Source organism: Haliscomenobacter sp., from assembly GCF_965225875.1.
Classification (GTDB): Bacteria; Bacteroidota; Bacteroidia; order Chitinophagales; family Saprospiraceae; genus Haliscomenobacter.
The window spans coordinates 2148646-2162333 of sequence record NZ_CBDDBS010000002.1 but is presented as its reverse complement, the minus strand read 5'-3'; the positions used below and the strand labels follow the sequence as shown (position 1 = coordinate 2162333).

Below are 13688 nucleotides of genomic sequence, written 5' to 3'. Positions count from 1 at the left end.
TCAAGCCCAGACCCTCCGCAAAAAGCGCAACCAATTTCCATGCATGACCCCTTCTATATCCGTATCGCTGTACCCGTGATTTTGCAAAACAGGGATCAACTTATGTAAATCGGCAATAGTCTCAATGTCATAAGGGCATTGTTCTCTGCCAAAGGCCCCATCCAGGTCGGAACCAATTCCGACATGCTGGGCATTGCCAGCCAATTGACAAATGTGGTCGATGTGGCGCACTACCTTGTCCAGGTTACAATCCATGCTCAGGGGAGTGGATTTTCCGCGCACCCAATTGGGCACAATCATCCAGGAATCGAAAGCTGCGCCAATAACGGCGCCGCGTTCAATCAAAACCTTGAGTTGTTCGTCGGAAAACTGGCGGTTGTGGTTGACCAGGGTCCGGCAGTTGTTGTGGCTGGCCCAAACAGCCCCGGAGAAATGATCCATTGCTTGCCAGAAAGCATCGTCACAGAGGTGGGTGGCATCCAGGATGATGTTGAGTGATTCGATTTTTTTCAATAAATCTATCCCCATCTGCCCCATTTTGCCGGTGGAATCAGTACCGTTGGCGTAACGACCGGGGCCGTAATGGGCGGGACCAATGGCCCGTAAGCCGTAGGCATGGGCAATTTCAAGGTGCTCGACACTGACTATGGAGTCGGCCCCTTCTAGGCTGAGGATGAAGCCTACTGGTTTTTGATCGGTTGCTTGCCCATCGTTCCAAAAACTCAAATGTTGTTCCAGGCCCGCCAAGTCGCGGATTTGCACCATTTCATCAGCTGCCACCATCGCCTGGTACCAGGCCAGTTGCGCTTGGGTATGCGCCCAGGCTTGTTCGGGCGAGTGCCAGCCCGGGAGTGGATTATCTGGAGCTACAAAACGGGCAATTTGGGTAGCGACGACCAAACCCACATTGCCTTTGCGGAGTTCAGGCAAGCTAACGGTGCCCTGGCCGCGGTCGGGTTTATCGTGCAGGCCTTGCTCGCGGGCATTGATTTCAGTGACGGGGCGCCGCAGGTCTCGGTTCCATTCCATGGCATTCATGCTGAGGTCGAGGTGGGCGTCGATGGTGAAGAGTGGCTTGGTGGTAGGTGTTGTTGTCATTGAAAAAATTGTATTAGCGCGTTAGTAGTGGGGCAAAATAAATATTCATTTTTTTATCGCCCTTAGAAAAATTAATCAGCTCATTTTCAACACATTCATCAAATACTCCCCATATCCGCTCTTCATATACCGATGTGCCAGCACTTCCATCTGCGTTGCGTCGATAAAGCCCATTTCAAAAGCCGTTTCTTCGATGCAGCCAATTTTGAGCCCTTGCCGCTCTTCAATGACCTGGATGAATTGCCCAGCTTGCATCAAGGATTGGTGAGTGCCCGTATCCAACCAGGCGATGCCCCGGCCCAAAACACCTACTTCCAGTTTTCCTTCCTCCAGGTAGTATTTGTTGACGTCGGTGATCTCGTATTCACCGCGCGCGCTGGGTTTCAAGTTTTTGGCAACCTCCACCACGCTGTTGTTGTAAAAGTACAAACCGGGTACTGCGTAATTGGATTTGGGTTGAGCCGGTTTTTCTTCAATGGACAAGGCCTTGAATTTTTTATCAAACTCAACTACCCCATAGCGCTCCGGGTCGGCTACCTGGTAGGCAAAAACAACCCCGCCCTGAGGATCAACCGATTCTTGCAATAGCTCTTTCAAACCGTTGCCATAAAAAATGTTGTCGCCCAAAATCAGTGCTGCGCTATCGTCTCCAATGAACTCCTCGCCCAATACAAAGGCCTGGGCCAATCCATTGGGGTCATGTTGGGCCACGTAGGAAAAATGACAACCGATATCCGCTCCATCCCCCAGGAGTTTGGCAAAATTGGGCAAATCATGGGGAGTAGAAATGATCAGAATATCCCGAATCCCTGCCGACATCAGCGTAGACAAAGGGTAATAAATCATGGGTTTGTCGTACACTGGCATCAGTTGTTTGCTGACAGCCAATGTGAGTGGATATAATCGGGTGCCGAGGCCACCAGCCAGGATGATTCCCTTCATTGCAGTCTGATTTTATTGGGTTTGAGAAAAAACAAGAGCATGCCTAAATATTTTATTAACCTGCTCTCTAATGCAAAGATAGGCAAGACAAAGTCTCTCCCGTCTAAAAAGCTATGCCTTTTATCGAACAATGCACAAGCCCTAACGATAAGACCTTATCTTTCGTACCTTAATATGACGCAAAAAATCGGGAAGTCAGTTTTTCTGCGTTACTATGAAATGGTTTTGCTATGAATTTTACTGAAAATATCAAGTTGGCCTTCCGCTCCATCCGGGCCAATGCCTTAAGAGCGGTACTGACACTACTGATCATTGCCTTGGGCATCATGGCCTTGGTAGGTATTTTGACAGCGATTGACAGTGCTATTTATTCGCTGAGCAGCAATTTGTCATACCTGGGTGCCAACGCTTTTGATGTGGACCCTAAGTTTGATGAAGGGGTGCGGGGCAATCAGGGAGGCCGGGTATCCAAACGCGGGGAAGTATTCACTTTCCAACAGTCAACTGCTTTCAAAGAGCGCTTCCATTTCAATGCCCGTACCGCCATTTCTTTCCGCTGTACCAACAATGCCGCATTGCGTTATGGCAAGGAAAAGACCAACCCAGTCATGCTGATTTTTGCAGCCGATGAGAATTACCTGGAAGCCAAGGGTTTTGACCTGGAAATTGGCCGCGGCTTTACGGCCCGGGAAGTAAATAGTGGAGGGTATGTGACCATCATTGGAGCAGAGGTGGTCAAATTGTTGTTCAAAGGCAAAGCGGAAAAGGCCATTGGCCAAACCATTTCTACCGGGAGTATGAAACTCACGATTATTGGCGTGCTCAAATCCAAAGGTTCCAGTATGAATCAGGATGAGGACCGCCGCATCATCGTTCCCTTGTATACGGGTAAAATGTCTTATGCCACGCAAAATACCAACTACCGCATCATGGTAGCGGTTACCGACCCTACGCAAATTGACAATGCGATCGCGATTGCTACGGGCCTCTTGCGCAACATCCGCAAGCTGCGGGCTTCCCAAGACAACGATTTTGAAATCACCAAAAGTGATAGTTTGATTGGCATCATCAAGGAAAACACGGTTTATTTCCGGGCTGCTGCAGCGGGTATCGGTCTGATCACGCTATTGGGTGCCGCCATTGGTTTGATGAACATCATGCTCGTGTCTGTGACCGAACGAACCCGGGAAGTAGGCATCAGCAAGGCGCTGGGTGCCACCCGCCGACATATCCTGATCCAATTCCTCACCGAAGCAGTAGTGATTTCCCTGATGGGTGGCTTTTTGGGCATCATCCTTGGCGTATTGATTGGCAACACCGTGACTTACTTCATGGGCGGTTCTTTCTTGTTCCCCTGGATGTGGATTTCGATGGCGGTTTTGACTTGTACGGTGGTTGGGTTGGTGTCGGGTTTGTACCCGGCTATGAAGGCTGCAAGGTTGGATCCGATTGAGTCTTTGCGGTATGAGTAAAATCAACCACTTCCAACAACTCACTAACAATCATCGCCGTAGCGCCCCATAAAATCCGCCCGCCCAGGTCAAAATAAGGTACATCTGTCAGCGTAAAATTGGGATTGATCACTAAATCCTTCACCTTCTGATGGTTTGGATTTTGAAAGTACTCAAAAGGCACTTCCAAAATGTCGGCCACCTCGGATTCCTGGGGCTGCCATTGGGGGGCATATTCCATGAAGCCGACGTGAGGTTGCACATGGAAATTACTCACCGGGATGTACAATTCAGTCAATGCACCCAGCAATTTGACGTCCGCTGGATTCACCCCTACCTCTTCATTAGCCTCCCGTAAGGCTGTTTGACCAGAGTGCCCATCCCCATCATCAAAACGGCCGCCAGGGAAGCTGATCTGTCCCTTGTGGACATCCCTCGGGTTGTGCGAAACCCGCTCAATGAATACCAGATTCCATTGCCCATTTTTTGGAAAAAACAGCGCCAGTACCCCCGCTAAAATAGCTGTAGGAGGGATGGTTCGTCCCTGGTACCGTGCAGGGTGCGCCATTTTGATTTGAGCCAATTCCCCGGGTAAGGGATGTTGTAGATTCTTCTCTAGTTTTTGTATAAATGTCAAGTCCATTTTTGTTAAACAGGATTATAAGTTGAATGGTTGAGAAAGTTGAGGAGTTGAGAAGTTGAGGCTACCGCGAGCGGTATTGACGATGTCCTTGCCTTTGGTGCAGCCACTGTCTAAGTTGCTGCGGTAGCCTCAACTCCTCAACCTCTCCAATCAACCTCTCAACTTTTTTCCGTTCCTTTGCTGCCTGCTAAAAATGATTGCCATGTATTCCATCCAGGCCATTCAACAGATTTTACAAGCCAAAACTACCGAAAGACCGCTGCACGAGGCCCAAATTGAGCATTTGTTGCTGGATAGTCGCCAAATCATTTTTGCCGAGCGCAGCCTCTTTTTTGCCATCAAGGGCGCCCAGCAGGATGGCCATCAGTTCATCGCTGCGGTGTACGAGGCTGGAGTACGCAATTTTGTGGTTACCCAATTCCCGGAGCCCCACACATTCCCGGAAGCCAATTTTCTGCTGGTTCCCAATGTCATTGCAGCACTTCAAAAACTGGCAACTCATCACCGGAGCCAATTTCCCCTCCAGGTCATTGGCATCACCGGAAGCAACGGCAAAACCACCGTCAAAGAATGGCTTTTTCAGCTTCTCTATGCCAATTACGCAATCATCCGCAGTCCCCGCAGCTTTAACTCCCAGATCGGGGTGCCTCTTTCAGTATGGAACATCCAGATGCAGCACGAATTGGGCATTTTTGAAGCGGGCATTTCTCGCCCGGGCGAGATGGCGAATTTAGCAAAAATCATCCAGGCCCAAATCGGAATTTTTACCATGCTGGGGGAAGCCCACAATGAAGGATTTGCCAGCAAACAAGCTAAACTACGCGAAAAATTACAACTTTTTACGAACGTTGAACTGCTGATTTATTGTGCCGATGATCCCGCAATTCAGACAGAAATTCAAGCTCTTCCCTGTAAAAAACTGAGCTGGTCGCTAGGGCAACACCCCAGCGCCGATCTTTTTGTACAAAAGCCGGAAATATTCCTTAGACATACTCACCTGGAAGGCCGTTTCAGGGGCCAAACCGAACGCATTAACGTCCCTTTTACGGATCAGGCCGCCATTGAAAATGCCATTCACTGCTGGGCAGTTTTGTTGCACCTGGGCATCAAAGCCGAACAAATTGCCGAACGTATGGCCCAACTGGAACCCGTAGCCATGCGGATGGAGTTGCTGGACGGGCAAAACGATTGCCTCATCATCAACGACACCTACAATGCCGACCTCAGTTCGCTGCGCCTGGGCTTGCAGTGGATGCGACAGCACGAACATGGGCGCAAACGCAGCTTGATTTTATCGGAAATCTTACAAAGCGGCAGTACCAAAAAACAATTGTACCAAAAAATCAGTCGCCTGATTGAAGAATACCAGATTGAACGGGTGATCGGGGTTGGAGCAGCTACGATGCAATTACAGGATTTTTTACCCCAGGAATTTGAACAAAATTATTTTGAAAACACCCAGCACCTGCTTGATGCCTTGCCTCAACTCCAATTTCAATCTGAAATCCTCCTCATCAAAGGTGCCCGGCAATACCACCTGGAAAAAATCGCCCAAGCGCTGGCGCGCCAGGTACATCAGGCGCGTTTGGAGGTCAACCTGAGTGCGCTGGCCCACAACCTGCGTGCTTATCAGCGTTGTTTGCGCCCCGGGGTCAAAACGATGGTGATGGTCAAGGCTACCGCTTATGGAGCGGGCAGCAAAGAAGTAGCTCGTTTGCTGGAACACCTGCGGGTAGACTATTGCTGCGTAGCCTACGCCGACGAAGGCATCGAACTGCGGCAAGCAGGCATCAGTGCACCCATCATGGTGCTCAATCCCGAAGCCGGCGCTTTTGAACAAATGCGCCAACATCGCCTTGAACCGGTGGTCTATAGCCTGGAACAACTGCGCAGTCTACGCATCGAAACCCTTCCCCACGGCATCCACCTCGGCATTGACAGCGGCATGCACCGATTGGGTTTTGACAGCCATGAACTCCCGGGTTTGCTGGATTACCTGCGGCAACACCCTGCCCTCCTCGTTAAATCCATCTATACCCACCTGGCCGCCACTGAAGACCCTCAACACGATGCCTTCACCCACGAGCAGGCACGCCGATTTCAGCTTGCTTTTGAGCAAATTTCGGGCACTTTGGGCTATCGTCCCCTGCAACATGCCCTGAACTCCAATGGCATTACCCGTTTTCCACAATACCAGCAGGATATGGTGCGTTTGGGAATTGGCCTGTATGGCATCGACGTAAGCAACACCTTGCCCGAGCCCTTACAGGTTGTTTTGAGTTTTAAGGCTACTATTTCACAAATCAAGGAAGTTGCCGCTGGCGAAACCATCGGGTATGGTCGCCGTGCCCAAGCCCATTCTCTCATGCGAACTGGTACCATTTCTGTTGGATATGCCGACGGTTTACGTCGTGGGGCAGGCAATGGCGCTTTTCAAGTGAAGATACGCGGGAAAAAAGCCCCAATTTTGGGCAGCGTGTGTATGGACATGTCGATGATCGACCTCAGCCATATTCCCGAGGCCCAAACGGGGGATACCGTAGAAATTTTTGGATTGGATCCTTCTGTAAATGAACTGGCACAAGTACTCGGAACCATTCCATATGAGGTATTTACCGGAATTTCACCCCGAGTTAAACGTGTCTATTTACAGGAATAAGTATATTTTTGCGACGCTAAAATAAAATTAAACATGGCAAAGAACCTTTTGCTGCTTCTGGGCTGCTTTTTCAGCCTGATCGTTTTCACCCAGGCACAGGATAAAGACCCGGTGTTGTTTACGGTTGACGGCACCCCGGTGCATGTTTCCGAATTCAAGTACATCTATTCCAAAACCAATGGGAAAAATGCGGATTTTTCCCGCGCCACCTTACAAGAGTATTTGGATTTGTACACCAAATTTAAACTCAAGGTAAAGAAGGCCAAAGACATGAAACTGGACACCGTACAGGCGCTCCAGGAGGAATTGGCAGGATACCGCCGTCAGTTGGCTGATTCTTACTTGTTGAACAAACAGGTAACTGAAAAATTGACCAAAGAGTTGTTTGAACGCTCGCAATTTGACCTCGACATCAGCCACATTCTTTTTTCCCTTGCCCCTGAGGCCAAAGGCACCGACACAGTGGAAGCCTATCGCCAGGCGATGGATGCACGCGCGCGCTTGCTCAAAGGAGAGAATTTTGCCACTGTAGCCAAGCAGGTTTCTGCGGATAAGTCAGCAGCTACCAACGGTGGGCACATTGGATATGTTACCGCCATGTTTCCCAATGGCTTTTATGCCTTGGAAAGTGCAGCTTACCGCCTGCCTTTTGAACAACTCTCCATGCCTATCCGCACCAGTGCAGGCTATCATTTGCTCAAAGTACACAGCAAACGCCCAGCTCGTGGAGAAGTTGAAGTAGCCCACATTTTGCTGCGCACTGAGGGCAATGATGCCATTGTTGTCAAATCTCAGATTGACACCATTTATTCATCCCTGAAGCGCGGTACTAATTTTGAAGAACTGGCTGCTAAAAACTCCAACGATTCCAGAACCGCAGATAAAGGTGGTTACGTGGGTTTTGTGACCATCAACCGCTTCGAACAAGCTTTTGAAGATGCGGCATATAGCGTTGCGAAAGACGGAGATTACTCCAAACCTTTTCAAACCAGCGTGGGCTGGCACATCATTAAGCGAATCAGCAAAAAGGAGATACAACCTTATGACCAAATGCGTGGTCAATTAGAAGCACGCATCAAAAGAGATGCCCGCTTTGAAACGGCCCGTAAGGCCATGGTAGAAGACATCAAACGTGAAACCGGGTTTAAAGATTATCCCAATCTGCTGACTGAGTTTTCTGCAAACTTGAACGATACCTTCTTTACCTTCCAGTGGCATGCCCCACAGCCCCCCAGCGCCAAGGTGTTGTTTACGATGGCAAAAAAGGCATATACCCTGGGAGATTTTGCCCAGTTTGTTGAAAACGCTACTCGTCAGCGGATGCGGATGTCGGGCGAGGCATCAGCAGATGCTGCGGTGCAGAGCTTGTACGAGGAATTCGTCAATGAGTCCTGCCTGCGCTTTGAGGAACAACGCCTGGATCAAAAATATCCCGAGTTCAAAGCCTTGTTACGCGAGTACGAAGAAGGCATCCTCTTGTTTGAGGCTACCCGCATCAATGTATGGGACAAGGCTTCTCAAGACACGGTGGGTTTGAAAAACTATTTTAAAACCCTGAAAGGCAAATACCGCTGGGAAGATCGGGCAGAAACAACCGTATTTTATGTTGATGGTATTTCCAAATCGGTTTTAGAACCCATGCGTGAGTACGCCCTCAAACATTCTTCAGAAGAAGTGCTGGCTAAATTCAACAAGTCGGACACCATTGGTATTCGGGTGGAAGAACAAATGTTGGAAAAAGGCAAATCGCCTGAAGCCAGTGAACTGAAAGAATGGAAGGTAGGAGAGGTAACCATCGCCAAATTTGACCGGCAAAACAACGAGTATTCTTTCCGCAAGGTGGATAAAATCATCCCAGCTCAGGACAAGTTGCTCAATGAAGCACGTGGTTACATCATCGCTGATTACCAGGACCACCTGGAAGTACAATGGGTGAATGAACTGAAGAAGGAATATCCGGTGAAAATTGAAAAAGCGGTTTTTGAAAGTTTAATTAAAAAATAGTTGAGGAGTTGAGAAGTTGAGGAGTTGAGAAGTTGAGGCTGCCGCTAGCGATTTTGACAAGGTCTTTGTCTAAGTCGCTCGCGGCAGCCTCAACTCCTCAACCTCTCAGCTCCTCAACCTCCCACAACTTCCCCATCAACAGCTATGTACGGTAAGTGGAGCTTGAACCTGTTGACTTTTTTGGCACTGGCCACGATTTTGATTGCCTGTGACTGGAAATCAGACCAGGGCGCAGATCGCTTGCTGGCGCGTGTTTTTAACCGTGAGTTGCACCTTTCGGACTTGGAAAACATGTTCCCGGAAAAAGCTTCTCGCGCCGACAGCTTTTTGATCATTCAAGCTTTTGTTAGCCGCTGGGTGCGCGAAGAATTGCTGATGTATGAAGCAGAAAAAAACCTGCCTCCAGATCTGAATATTGACCAGTTGGTAAGGGATTATCGGCGTTCTTTAATCCGCAACAACTATGAGCAGGTTTTGGTAGAACAACTTCTGGACTCTACCGTAACCAAAACCGAGTTGCAAGGGTTTTATGAAAAAAACAAGGAGCAGTACGAATTGGAAACGCCCATCATTCGTTGCTACTTCATCAAAATTGCAGCCCCGGTTCCCAAAGCAGATAGTTTGTTGAATTTATGGGCTAAACCCAGAGGCAATAACCTACTCAAACTGGAAGCTTACTGCCAAAAACATGCAACAGCCCATACGCTGGTAGATAGCATCTGGCACAAAGTGGATGTCATTGGGTCGGTGATGCCAAAAGGGACCATCACCGCTGACAACATTGCCTCCAAACGGGAGTTCCGCCAAAGCGACGGCAAATTTGTGTACTATTTCCGACTACTGGAATTAAAAAATCGGAAAGAAATTGCCCCTTTAGGCTACATTGAACAACAAGCGCGTACCTTCGTGCTGCACAAGCGCAAATTGGATTTGCTGCAGCGCAAACGGGAAGATTTGTACGAAATTGCCTTAAAAAAAGGCAATATTGAAATATTCTAAATATGAGATACTTAATTTTTACTGTCTTGCTGACTTTATCAATGGCAGCATCAGCGCAGAAGCAGATTTTGGACAAAATGGTAGCTACCGTTGGGGGAGAAATCACCCTCTTGTCCGAAGTAGAGGAGCAGTACGCCTACACCAAAGCCCAGCGCAATGGTACAGTGCCACCTGAAGCGCGTTGTATGTTGGTCGAGCAGGTATTGGTGAACAAATTGCTGCTCAACCAGGCCAAACTGGACAGTATCGAGGTGAAGGATGAAGAGGTGGAAAGCCAATTGGATGCCCGGATTACCCGCATCCTCAGCTACATGAACGACGACCTCAAGCAATTTGAGGAATATTATGGGCAAACCGTAAATGAGGTGCGTGAGCAATTCCGAGAGGACCTGCGCAACAACCTGCTCATCGAACGGATGCGCAATAAAATCATGACCGACGTAACGGTTACCCCTTCGGAAGTAAAGGATTTTTTCCGGCGGATCCCCAAAGACAGTTTGCCCTATTTCAGCTCCGAGGTTGAAGTAGGTGAAATTGTGCACAAAGTGCCAGTCAACGCTGAACAAAAACGCGTGACGATGGCCAAGCTGGAGGACATCCGCAAGCGGATTGTAGAGGGTAAGGAAGATTTTGCCGAACTGGCCAAGAAGTACTCAGACGATGGTTCTGCCCGTGGGGGCGGCGATCTGGGCTTTGCCAAACGTGGCAAGTACGTCACTGAATTTGAAGCAGCAGCTTATAAATTGGAAGAAATGGAGGTCTCACCTGTGATTGAAACCCAGTTTGGTTTTCACATCATTCAGATGTTGGGCCGCCGGGGGAACTCCATCCACGTCCGGCACATCCTGATTCGTCCGGAAATCACCGATGAGGATGTTTCCCTGGGCAAACGCCACATGGATACCGTACGTACCCTTTTGCTGAAAGATTCGCTCTCTTTTTCCCGCGCGGTGAAGAAGTTTTCGGACAAAAATGTACAAAGTTTCAACAACGATGGTCGGATGGTGAACCCTACATCAGGCAATACCTTTTTTGAAGTGGGCGACCTCGATCCTGATATCTACTTCGCGATCGATACCATGAAAGTCAATTCGGTATCCAAACCCATCGAATTCCGCGACGATGCCGGCGATTATTTCTTCCGTTTGGTGAAACTGATGTCGCGTACCACGCCACACAAAGCCAACCTGGCGCAAGACTATGCCAAAATCCAAAAGGCCGCCATCGAATCCAAACGCAATGAAATTGTGAACAAGTGGGTGGAGGAAAGGATCCGGAAAACGTTTATCCTGATTGACCGGACTTATCAGGGCTGTCCGAATTTGGAGCCCTGGATGAAAGAGAATATGGCGGCGATCAAGCCATAAGAAAAAGGGTAGCAATTCCTGTTGCTACCCTTTTTTTTATGGTATCTTATACAATTCCACTTTCCGCCTTTCCGGGTCTTCTACCACACACATCCAGCCGAACTCACTCTCATACGGAGTCTGAATGATTTTGCCTCCATGCTCAGTTAGCTTTTCTAGTACCGTATCAAATTCCTCAATTTCAAAACCCAAGCGTAAATTCGGATCAGCAGCCTCTTGTCCTTTGGCCAAAGGGTAGATTTCCAAAACTGTTTGAGCAATCGTACAGGAATAATGCAGTGGGCCTTTACCGTGCCGATGCTGTTCAAAGATACAGCCCAGTTGGGTGTAAAACTGCGCGAGTTGGGCAGGATTGGCGCTGCGAATGACAAGGAGTTTGAGTCGCATTATCGATTCTATTGTATTTTTATAAACCTAGGCCATCACCGCCAACATATCCAGCACCACTGCCCCCAGTTTTTGCTCCCCTTCAATCTCCACTAAATTCGCAGCCTCTGCTTTGGCAATCCCTTTGGTCAACATGCGCCAGGCGATGGCCCCGTCAATATTTACTGAAGCAATAGGTGCTTGATTCAAAGTCTTGCTTAAAACCCAGGCATTTTCGCCGCGTTGCAAATACCATTGCGCGTTTGGAATCCCTTTTACCACAAAAGCAATCACCGTTCCTGGCTCAGCCACCACATTTCGATAATGATGCGGCAATGCCTGCATCGAAGTATCCAGGTATGGGAAATACAAGTCTGGAGCATACAGCATTTCCTCCTGTCCCATAGCCAGGCGCATTTGTTGCTGGTGGTGCCATTTTTCAGTGTATTCGCGGGCGATATGGAACCAGTTTTGGGATTTTTCCTCACCAGCCCAGGCAACCGAAAATAAGGCAGGAGTGTACGGGTTAAGTGTCTTGAGATAAGTATAGTATTGGGATCCCGTGAGCTCCAATAATTCAATCAACACAGTTGGGCTCACCCTTTTGAAGGCTTTGACCCAATCGGCATTTAGGCGGTTGAGGTAGGCCACCAGATCGCCATAAGACTCGATGGGGTCTGGCTTTTCACCAAAATACTGGTCGCGAGACATGGATAAGGTGCGCAGGTTACCGTCCAGCAAGTGGGCAGCAATGTCTTTGATGGTCCAGCGTGGCACGATGGTTTGTTTGTCCCAATCAGCGGGGGAGAGGTTGCGCAAAAACTCCAATAAAAACTGGTCCAATTTGGGGAACAAGTGTAAGGTAGGGATCGGAATCTCAGGTGGCATAACTTGTCATTTTTAAAGGTAATATTAAGCAGTACAAAATCAAGAGGCAAATGATTCCAAAAACAGGTAATTTTCAGCCTCAATTCACCCACTCAATCAATTCATTTTATGAAACAACTACTCATTTTCGCAATGACATTACTGCTGGGCAATGTGGTTGCTTACGCTCAATTGGACCTTCCACCGGTTGCCGGGAACCCTCGTGCCATGGTCAGCGAAGAGGTGGGCATCACCAGCATCACCATCACTTATGCTCGCCCGGATGTGAACAAACGGGAAGGGAAAATTTGGGGAACCTTGATTCCGCTGGGCTTCACCAATTTCAGCTTTTTGACCAATGCCCCTACCGCGCCCTGGCGGGCTGGTGCCAATGACAACACCACCATTACCTTTGAACACGATGTAAAAGTGGAAGGCAAAGACATTAAAGCCGGGAAGTACGGCTTTCATGTGGCGTACAATCCAGATAGCTCCATTTTGATTTTTAACAAGGTCAATAACGCCTGGGGCAGCTTTTACTACGAGCAAAAAGACGATGTTTTGCGTGTAAAGGTTAAGCCACAGCCCCTGGATAAAAGTGTGGAATACCTCAAGTACGAGTTTACCAATCACAGCGCCAATGCCTGCACCATCGCCTTGATGTGGGACAATCTTTCCTTGCCATTTCGGGTGAGTGTGAATACCGAAGACATCGTCATAGCCACGATTCGCGACCAGTTGAAGGGCAATATTGGTTTTAACCCCCAAATCGTTCTACAGGCCGCTCAATACTGCTTCACTGTGAATAAAAACCTGGAAGAAGCCTATGGCTGGAGCAAAAGAGCCATCACCGGATTTGGTGGCCAAAAAACCTTCCCAACCATGAGCAACTGGGTCAATGCCGCAGTGAGAACCAATCGTTTGAAGGAGGCAGATTCCTTGATGACTGAAGTAGTAGCCTTGGGCAATGCGCAGCAACTGGCTACTTTTGGTCGCAGCTTGATCACGCTGAAACAAGCAGATCGTGCTTTGAAGCTAATGCTGGACAACCAGAAAAAACACGGGGACAATTTTGTGGTTAACAGTGGTTTGATGCGGGCGTATAGCGCCAAAGGGGATTTTGCCAAAGCCATAGAGTATGCGGACAAGGCCATCGCTCAGGCGCCTAACGACCAGCAAAAGAAGGCAACGGAGGACCTGAAAACCCAGTTAAAAGGGAATAAGGACATCAATTAAACCATACGCCTCCGAGCTGCTGAGGTGCTGCTGAGGTGCCTTCGGTTTCTTAGGTG

Annotated in this window: 11 protein-coding genes; 6 read left to right on the top strand and 5 right to left on the bottom strand. The window is 48.7% G+C overall.

Features of this window, described 5'->3' with window-relative positions; translation table 11 throughout:
* Together ACO08K_RS11340 and rfbA are read right to left on the bottom strand one after the other, a co-directional pair.
* A complete protein-coding gene (locus ACO08K_RS11340) occupies positions 1-1098 on the bottom strand; it encodes a dipeptidase (RefSeq protein WP_421796508.1) in 1098 nt (365 codons plus the stop codon).
* 75 nt (positions 1099-1173) lie between these two features.
* Positions 1174-2040, bottom strand: a complete 867-nt coding sequence (gene rfbA, locus ACO08K_RS11335) for a glucose-1-phosphate thymidylyltransferase RfbA (RefSeq protein ID WP_421796507.1) — start codon at positions 2038-2040, stop codon at positions 1174-1176.
* Positions 2041-2270: 230 nt separating this feature from the next.
* On the opposite strand from rfbA, the gene ACO08K_RS11330 reads away from it, so the two are divergent.
* Positions 2271-3512, top strand: a complete 1242-nt coding sequence (locus tag ACO08K_RS11330; protein WP_421796506.1) for an ABC transporter permease — start codon at positions 2271-2273, stop codon at positions 3510-3512.
* Here ACO08K_RS11330 and ACO08K_RS11325 read toward each other — a convergent pair.
* On the bottom strand, positions 3463-4134 hold the full coding sequence (locus ACO08K_RS11325; protein WP_421796505.1) for an NUDIX hydrolase: 672 nt from the start codon (positions 4132-4134) through the stop codon (positions 3463-3465). The genes ACO08K_RS11330 and ACO08K_RS11325 overlap by 50 nt on opposite strands.
* 202 nt (positions 4135-4336) lie before the next feature.
* Between ACO08K_RS11325 and ACO08K_RS11320 the strand changes: the two genes are divergently transcribed.
* From ACO08K_RS11320 to ACO08K_RS11305, 4 genes are all read left to right on the top strand, one after another.
* Positions 4337-6793 carry a bifunctional UDP-N-acetylmuramoyl-tripeptide:D-alanyl-D-alanine ligase/alanine racemase gene (locus ACO08K_RS11320; protein ID WP_421796504.1) on the top strand — a complete coding sequence of 819 codons (2457 nt, stop codon included), beginning with the start codon at positions 4337-4339 and terminating at the stop codon, positions 6791-6793.
* A gap of 33 nt (positions 6794-6826) precedes the next feature.
* Positions 6827-8797, top strand: a complete 1971-nt coding sequence (locus tag ACO08K_RS11315) for a peptidylprolyl isomerase (RefSeq protein ID WP_421796503.1) — start codon at positions 6827-6829, stop codon at positions 8795-8797.
* Positions 8798-8941: 144 nt separating this feature from the next.
* Complete coding sequence (locus ACO08K_RS11310) at positions 8942-9796, top strand: hypothetical protein (RefSeq protein WP_421796502.1); 855 nt, start codon at positions 8942-8944, stop codon at positions 9794-9796.
* A 2-nt stretch (positions 9797-9798) separates the two neighbouring features.
* Entirely contained in the window at positions 9799-11163 is a 1365-nt protein-coding gene (locus ACO08K_RS11305; RefSeq protein WP_421796501.1) for a peptidylprolyl isomerase, read from the top strand.
* A 36-nt stretch (positions 11164-11199) separates the two neighbouring features.
* On the opposite strand, the gene ACO08K_RS11300 is transcribed toward ACO08K_RS11305, so the two are convergent.
* Both ACO08K_RS11300 and ACO08K_RS11295 read right to left on the bottom strand, forming a co-directional pair.
* The gene (locus ACO08K_RS11300) at positions 11200-11550 is read right to left on the bottom strand and encodes a VOC family protein (RefSeq protein WP_421796500.1); all 351 of its coding nucleotides are present in this window, start codon (positions 11548-11550) and stop codon (positions 11200-11202) included.
* 27 nt (positions 11551-11577) lie between these two features.
* On the bottom strand, positions 11578-12417 hold the full coding sequence (locus tag ACO08K_RS11295) for a maleylpyruvate isomerase N-terminal domain-containing protein (protein ID WP_421796499.1): 840 nt from the start codon (positions 12415-12417) through the stop codon (positions 11578-11580).
* A 108-nt stretch (positions 12418-12525) separates the two neighbouring features.
* Here ACO08K_RS11295 and ACO08K_RS11290 point away from each other — a divergent pair, with 108 nt between their 5' ends.
* Complete coding sequence (locus ACO08K_RS11290; RefSeq protein WP_421796498.1) at positions 12526-13632, top strand: DUF2911 domain-containing protein; 1107 nt, start codon at positions 12526-12528, stop codon at positions 13630-13632.
* Positions 13633-13688 lie beyond the last annotated feature (56 nt).